This window comes from Streptomyces sp. NPDC006265, from assembly GCF_040613555.1.
Taxonomy (GTDB): domain Bacteria; phylum Actinomycetota; class Actinomycetes; order Streptomycetales; family Streptomycetaceae; genus Streptomyces.
In genome coordinates, this window is record NZ_JBEXSH010000916.1 from 1 (window position 1) to 3,483 (window position 3,483).

The window sequence follows — 3,483 nt, forward strand, 5'->3', positions numbered from 1 at the left end:
TTTTGGTTGGGCGGCGGGGGTGTGGGCGGGCGCGTGGGGGGGGGCGTCCGCGGCGTCCTTCTTCGCGCTCGCGTCCGCCTGTATGGCCTGTGCGTCGGCCTGCTGCGTCAGCGACGCGGTCTGCACCTGGGCCTGCTGGCCCGCGGGGATGTCCGCGAGCAGCGTCGCGCCGGTAGCCGTCGCTTCCGCGTCGTTGTTCTGCGCGGTGCTGCCCGAGGCAACGCCGACGACGCTTCCGACAGCGGTGACCGCCGTGGCCGAAGCCACTGCGAATCCCCGGACCGAGATCCGGCTCACACGGTTTTCCTTCCAGCATCGCCCGCTTCGGTGACCCTCGCGGACGCAATCGTGCCCCTGGCGCTGGCCTCCCCAACTGCGGGGTCACGGGAGGCGCGGGCCCGGTGGGCAACTCCCCTCAGGGGGAGCGCCGTGTGTAGCTCGGGCGGCATACGACATCGCTATGCAGTTGATGCTGATGCTTTTGTGGTGCCGTACCGCTGGGGGTACAGGTGTGTCGTATGCGGGGCCTGACAGGACTGAGACTCTGCCGTAACCGGACGGGGCAAGGCAATTCCGAGTTGCGTGTGAAAGCTCACATCCCGTTTGACGCGGGAGATTCCCAGAAGCGCCTACATGCGAAGGCGCCGCCCGGCTAGGCTCTTTGCCTTTTCCGGACGGCGCCAACTATCGGATAACCACCACGACTTGGTGCGGGATGGTCAGATCTGCCCGTCTTCGAGCATTTCGGTCACAAGGGCGGCAATCTGGGACCTCTCGGATCGCGTCAGGGTCACGTGCGCGAAGAGCGGATGCCCCTTCAGCTTCTCGACGACGGCGACGACACCGTCGTACCGGCCGACCCTGAGGTTGTCCCGCTGGGCCACGTCATGGGTGAGAACCACCCGCGAATTGGCCCCGATCCGGGACAGAACGGTAAGAAGTACGTTCCTTTCCAGCGACTGGGCCTCGTCCACGATCACGAACGCGTCGTGCAGCGAACGGCCGCGGATGTGGGTGAGCGGCAGGACCTCCAGCATCCCGCGTGCCGTGACCTCCTCGATGACCTCACGGCTGGTGACCGCCGACAGCGTGTCGAACACGGCCTGGGCCCAGGGGCTCATCTTCTCGGCCTCGGAGCCCGGCAGATAGCCCAGCTCCTGCCCGCCCACCGCGTACAGCGGACGGAAGACCATCACCTTCTGGTGCTGACGGCGCTCCAGCACCGCCTCCAGGCCCGCGCACAGCGCCAGCGCCGACTTGCCGGTGCCGGCCCGGCCGCCCATCGACACGATCCCGACGTCCGGGTCGAGCAGCAGGTCGAGCGCGATCCGCTGCTCGGCACTGCGGCCCTTGATGCCGAACACCTCACGGTCCCCGCGTACGACACGGATGTTGCCCTCGGGCGTGACCCGCCCGAGTGCCTTGCCGCGCTCCGACTGGATCATCAGGCCCGTGTGCACCGGCAGGCCGGCGGCCTCGGGGACGTGGACGTGCCCTTCCTCGAAGAGGATGTCCACCTGCTCGCCGGGCAGGGTCAGTTCGGACATTCCGGTCCAGCCGGAGGAGTCCGTGATGGCGAGTTCCGCGCGGTACTCCTCGGCGAGGAGTCCGACGGAGGACGCCTTGATCCTGAGCGGGAGGTCCTTCGACACGACGGTGACGTCGAACCCCTCGGCCTGCAGATTGCGGGCGACCGCGAGGATGCGGGAGTCGTTGTCCCCCAGGCGGTAGCCGCTGGGCAGCACGCTGGGGTCCGAGTGGTTGAGCTCGACACGGACCGTCCCGCCCAGGTCCCCGATGGGGATGGGGGCGTCGAGGCGACCGTGCCGGACGCGGAACTCGTCGAGCAGGCGCAGGGCCTGCCGGGCGAAGTAGCCGAGTTCGGGATGGTGCCGCTTGGCCTCCAATTCCGTGACCACGACGATGGGGAGCACGACCTCGTGCTCGTCGAAGCGGTTCAGGGCGTTCGGGTCGGCCAGCAGGACGCTGGTGTCGAGAACATAGGTGCGCCGGTCGGGCTTGTGGCGCTTTGTGCTGGTCACCACGGAAGGACGTACCCCCTCGGATGAGGTCGGGGAGCGACGGTATGGAGCTGGACCGGTCGTCGGCCGCCCTGCGCGGGCCGAGAACCGGCCCTCCGCCTCTTCGTCCGTGCTGTGACCGCACGATCGGGCTGGTGCAAAGGGCCTCCCGGGCGGACGACCCCGTGCCGTCCGCTGAGATCCGACACCCGTGGTTCGGGCGTCGACCTGTCTGGGTTATGCCCTCGAACGAGCGTCGCCATGCCACGGCATATGACGGCGAGCCGGTGAACTCCGTGTTACGTGCGTCTTCAGCGGGGTACCGGGAGGAGTTGCGACGTGGGACGTCCTGCGTCCGCGGTGTCCGGTGACGGGGGCGTTTCAGCCGCTACAGGCGCTGGTGGCGGGTGGTCAGCCGGGTAGCGCCGGCGGCTGGAGTCGGCCGTAGCGCCGGTGGCGGAGGTTCTCAGCCGCCGAAGCGCCGGTGGCGGGCCGCGTAGTCGCGCATGGCGCGCAGGAAGTCGACCTTGCGGAACGCCGGCCAGAACACGTCACAGAAGTAGTACTCGGAGTGCGCGGTCTGCCAGAGCATGAATCCGGACAGCCGCTGCTCACCGCTGGTGCGGATCACCAGGTCGGGGTCGGGCTGGTGGCTCGTATAGAGGTGACGCCCGATCATGTCGGTGTCGACGGCCTCGGCGAGCGCCTCCATCGAGGTGCCCTTCTCCTGTGCGTCGAGCAGCATCGACCGCACGGCGTCGGCGATCTCCTGGCGTCCGCCGTAGCCGATGGCGACGTTGACCACTATCCCGTCGACGTGCGCCGTGTTCTCCTCGGCCTCCTTGAGGACGGTCTGCATCGCGGAGGGCAGCAGGTCGGGCGTGCCGACGTGGTGCACGCGCCAGCGGCCGTCGGCGGCCAGGGTGCGGACGACATCCTCGATGATGCCGAGCAGGGGGACGAGCTCCCCCTGCGGCCGGTCGAAGTTGTCCGTGGACAGCAGCCAGAGGGTGACGACCTCGACGTCGGTCTCGGTGCACCAGCCGAGGAACTCCTCGATCTTCCCGGCCCCGGCCCGGTGACCGTCGACGGTGCTGGAACCGGCGGCCTTCGCCCAGCGCCGGTTGCCGTCCATGATGACGCCGATGTGCTTGGGCACCTGAGCGTGGTCCAGGTGGCCTTCCACCCGGCGTGCGTACAGCCTGACCAGCAGACCACGCAGCTTGTCGCGCAGGTTCACGTGATTGTCAGCCCCTCCGTACGGATCGGACAGGCCGCGGCGTGCGGCCGGTCGTGACCGCGGGCGGTCCCTGCCCGTATGGCGGTCCCCGAGGGCGAAGCCTACCCCCGCGGGGGGGGGGGGGCGCCCCCGGGGGGGGTTGGAAAGGGTGAGGGCGGGGGGGGGGGGCGCCCCGCGGGCCCCGCCAAACGCGCCGGGGCGGGGGGGGGGGGGGGGGCACCG

General features: G+C 69.6%; 2 protein-coding genes and 1 pseudogene. All 3 read right to left on the minus strand.

Translation table 11 applies throughout. The features are described from left to right. Positions 1-297 (minus strand): annotated as a pseudogene (locus ABZ281_RS42690) (lytic transglycosylase domain-containing protein); the annotation flags it as partial. Between the two features lie 422 nt (positions 298-719). Further along, entirely contained in the window at positions 720-2,045 is a 1,326-nt protein-coding gene (locus tag ABZ281_RS42695; protein ID WP_031103027.1) for a PhoH family protein, read from the minus strand. A 442-nt stretch (positions 2,046-2,487) separates the two neighbouring features. Further along, entirely contained in the window at positions 2,488-3,261 is a 774-nt protein-coding gene (locus ABZ281_RS42700) for an isoprenyl transferase (protein ID WP_356663442.1), read from the minus strand. Between the last annotated feature and the right edge of the window lie 222 nt (positions 3,262-3,483).